This is a genomic window from Microcoleus sp. OTE_8_concoct_300 (genome assembly GCF_031383065.1).
In the GTDB taxonomy this organism is placed as follows: Bacteria; Cyanobacteriota; Cyanobacteriia; order Cyanobacteriales; family Microcoleaceae; genus Microcoleus.
On sequence record NZ_JANMZH010000129.1, the window covers coordinates 1 to 4,121 of the forward strand.

Annotated in this window: 3 protein-coding genes; 1 reads left to right on the plus strand and 2 read right to left on the minus strand. The window is 45.9% G+C overall.

Annotation, left to right across the window (positions count from 1 at the left end; genetic code table 11):
• A partial coding sequence (dnaE, locus tag ACUVJL_RS06230; RefSeq protein WP_445245060.1) for a DNA polymerase III subunit alpha occupies nt 1–1,883 on the plus strand: 1,883 nt, incomplete at its 5' end.
• On the opposite strand, the gene ACUVJL_RS06235 is transcribed toward dnaE, so the two are convergent.
• The gene (locus ACUVJL_RS06235) at nt 1,860–3,950 is read right to left on the minus strand and encodes a protein kinase domain-containing protein (RefSeq protein WP_445245061.1); all 2,091 of its coding nucleotides are present in this window, start codon (nt 3,948–3,950) and stop codon (nt 1,860–1,862) included. The genes dnaE and ACUVJL_RS06235 overlap by 24 nt on opposite strands.
• Nucleotides 3,904–4,121: hypothetical protein (locus ACUVJL_RS06240; RefSeq protein ID WP_445245062.1), on the minus strand; the 218-nt coding region annotated here is incomplete at its 5' end. The genes ACUVJL_RS06235 and ACUVJL_RS06240, both read right to left, overlap by 47 nt.

Consider the following 4,121-nt stretch of genomic DNA (forward strand, 5'->3'; position numbering starts at 1 on the left):
TCAAACCTTCTTGCCTGGATGATATTTCTTCTATTTTGGCACTTTACCGACCCGGCCCGCTGGATGCAGGTTTAATTCCTCAGTTTATTGACTGCAAGCACGGTAAAGCTGTTGAGTACGATCATCCGCTATTAGAGCCGATTTTAAAAGAGACTTACGGAACGCTTTGTTTTCAAGAGCAAATTATGCGGATGGCTCAAGATTTGGCGGGCTATTCTTTGGGTCAAGCTGACTTGCTGCGGCGCGCAATGGGCAAGAAGAAAGCTGATGAAATGCAGAAGCAAAAGGAAACGTTTATCGATGGGGCAACTAAGAATGGAGTTAGCCAAAGAATTGCTGAAAAGTTGTTCGCGCAGATGCTGCAATTCGCGGAATATTGTTTTAATAAATCCCATTCAATGGCCTATGCCTATATCACGTATCAAACGGCTTATTTAAAGGCGAATTATCCTGTAGAATACATGGCGGCACTGCTGACTGCTAACAGGGGCGATCAGGATAAAGTACAGAAATATATTGCCAATTGTCTCAAGCTGGGTATTGAGGTTGAGCCGCCGGATATTAATAGTTCTGAACTTACTTTTACACCGCTGCCCAAACAGATGACTGGAGGTGCAAAAGATAAAATTTTGTTTGGGGTTTCGGCGGTTAAAAATGTGGGAGAAGCGGCAATTGAAAATATTTTGGCGGCGCGGCAGGAAGGGGGTAAGTTTAAATCGCTGCCGGATTTGTGCGATCGCGTAAATCTCCATTCTGTGAACCGCCGCGCTCTAGAAGCTTTAATTCAATGCGGTGCTTTTGATAAAATTGACCCCAACCGCAATCAATTAGTACAGAACCTCGAAGGGGTGATGAAATGGGCGCAAGAGCGCAAAAGAGATCGAGAAAGCGGGCAAGGTAATCTCTTTGATTTGTTAGGTACGAATAGCTTTGGTAAGTCTGTCAATACCTATGAGTCGGCGCCAAAAGCTAAATTGGTAAAAGATTATGACAAACAGGAGAAGTTGCGTTTAGAGAAAGAATTGCTGGGCTTTTATGTATCAGAACATCCCCTAAAGTTTCTCATGCAAGTAAACCAAGACCCAGATGTTGTGACTCTCGAACAGTTAGCAGATAAAAAGGGGAAAGTATCAGTTATTGTCATGCTCAGCGCTATCAAACTTGTAGTGACAAAAAAAGGCGATGCGATGGCAATTTTGCAATTAGAAGATTTGACACATCAAATAAAAGCTGTTGTGTTCCCCAAGGCTTACGAACAAGTGAAACCTTACATTGTAGAGAATGCTATCTTACAGATTAGTGGAAAAATCGAGAAAGATGGGGAGGAAATTCAGATACTTGTAGACACTGCAAAGCCGGTTGAAACAGTACAGGTTGCAGAGGAAATCGAGACGGAGGAAATCGAGACGGCCCAACCGGAAATAAAAAACCCTTGGCCGACGGAACCAGTCAACGTTGTACGATCGACAAAACCTGTGGAAGTTTTAGAAATGGTCATTGTCAAGCTTACACCGCAGCAAGTACAAGACAGGAAAAAACTCAATGACCTCAAAGCCCTTTTGGAAGAACTTTCCAATCGGGGAGAAGATGCTAGCGTTTCTGTGGGGGGAATTGTTGTCGGTGAATATTCCTGTCAACCCTTTCGCATTAACCGTCAATTATGGGTGCAAAATGGCGAGGGAACTGTTAGCCGTCTCAAGTCGGCTGGATTTGATGCTGGGGTTTTTCCTCTAGACAATCGCGAAGATGCTGCGGTGTTTCGAGAAATGCGATCGCAACTTAATTTGCATTCTTGGGCTAGTGGTTTACTTGATACTGACACCGATCGCCTTCACCAGTATCTCAGTTATCTCGCCCAATTAAACAGACGCCCGCCAAATTAACACTTCGCCGCCATTCCCACCGGTGACTAAAGTTTGACCGTCAGGACTAAAAGCCACCGGATTGCACCCAGCAAGAGAGCACAAACATTCTCCTGTTTCCAGATTCCAGAGTTTAACCGTACCGTCTCGACTGCCGCTAGCCATAATTTCGCCATCGGGACTCATCGCCACCGAAATAACCGCATCAGAATGCCCCCTCAAAGTATTAATCAATTCCCCTGTATCGACATTCCACAATTTAATAGTAGCGTCGGCACTTCCACTGACAATCATCTTGCCGTCTTGACTAAATGCGATCGCATAAACCCAATCAGAATGACCGAAAAAAGTCCGTACACTCTCCCCAATACCTACACGCCAAATCTTGATAGTTGTGTCAGCACTGCCGCTGGCAAGCATCATACTTTGAGGGCGAAAACTAACAGATAAAACCTTGTCAGAATGTCCCGAAAGTTTTTGAACCAATGCTCCGTTGCGCTGGTTCCACAATTTAATACTCTTGTCGCCGCTGCCACTCGCAATCGCTCCAGAGTCGCAACTAAAAGCCACCGAGTACACGGAGCCGTACCGGTGACTGTACGGCGAACCAAAATCGCTATAAAATTCGCGAATCATCGCCTTTTTATCCAGCTTCCACTCAATGACTTTTCTGTCAAAACTGCCGCTAACTAGCATTCTCCCGTCTGGGCTGATTGCCACAGCATCAACCGTTGCGGAATGGCCGAAAAAAGTATGGATGAATTCACCTGTTTGCAGGTTCCACAGCTTAATTGTTTTATCATCGCTGGCACTAGCGAGAATATTGCCTTGAGGATTAATAACAACAGCATTAACCGAGGCTGAATGACCGTGGAGAATGCGCTCGCACTGCCAGTTATTAGACGACAATAATGTCGGATTGCTAGGGGATGGCGCAACATGAATCTTGTGGCGCCGCGCGGGTGAGACGGCGGTTGCTGTATTTGGCTGCGAGTTAGTTACTGGGGAATTAATAGCTATTTTGGTGAGAGAATTATAACTGATTTGAGAGCGGGGATATTGCCCAACATTTACCAAGTCTTGCAAGACTTCAGCAGCGGATTGATATCGCTCTCTTACCGAATCTTTGAGCAATTTATTCAAAATAGTTGCTAGTTTTGGGCTGACTTTTATGCCTTTTTGCGCCAGGTGCGATCGCCAAATCCATTTGCATTCCAAAGCATCGAACAAATCCTTCAGTACCGCCCCAGTTAGCAGGTGAATGCAGGTAACGCCCAAACTGTAAAGGTCGCTCGCCGGATAGGCTTTGCCACTGCGAATTTGTTCGATGGGCGCATAGCCAGCAGTTCCAGTTATCGTCCCAGTTTGCGCCTCAGAAAAGCCGCTAATGTGCTTAGCAACTCCAAAATCTACTAGCACAAACTGACCCCCCCTCGCCGAACCCTGTACAGCAGGAGATTCAGGCACAATTATCCCTTGTATACCACCAGAAGATTGAGGTAAAGAGGCCCCTCCTTTTCCTTTACCAGGAGTCGAGTTGCCATATCCCGCCCCAGCCCCCAAGCTTTGGGGAGTTCTCCGCAGAATATTTTCCGGCTTAATATCCCGATGAATCACCTGCTGCTCGTGAACAAATTGCAAAACAGGCAACAAATTGATCAACAATTCCCAAATCTGTTCTTCGCTAAAAGCTCCCCGCTGCTGCAACTCCTGAAACAAATTATTTCCCTCGATTAACTCTTCCACCAGATACAGACGTTTGGCTTGTTCAAAAGAAGCCAGCAAACTTGGAATCTGCGGGTGTGCTCCGAGTTCGTGCAGCCGGTGAGCTTCTTGTTTAAACAGTGCAGTTGCCTTTTCTAATTCTGCCTTTTCTTGAACTTGGGGGAAAAATTGTTTGATGGCGCAGCGAGTTTCCAACCTATCTTCATCGACAGCTAAAAAAGTTCTGCCAAATGTTCCTTCACCGATAGGTTGAAGGGCGCGATAACGCTCTTTCAGAAGCAATTTAGAGCCGCACGCCAGACAAAACTTGGTTGAGTCAGGATTCTGCGGCTTTTGGCAATGGGGATTGAGACAATAGCTCATCTTTTTTCCGGCCTGAAGATTCCCACCACAGGTGACATACTCCTACACCAACACAAGCTGTCACCAGTGGTGTAGGCGTCTTTGCAGCCCGATGAAGGGTATGCAAAATTTCCTTCGCGGTACTATCATCTATAGCTCCTACTATAGAAAGATTCCCGCCACGGCATTTTA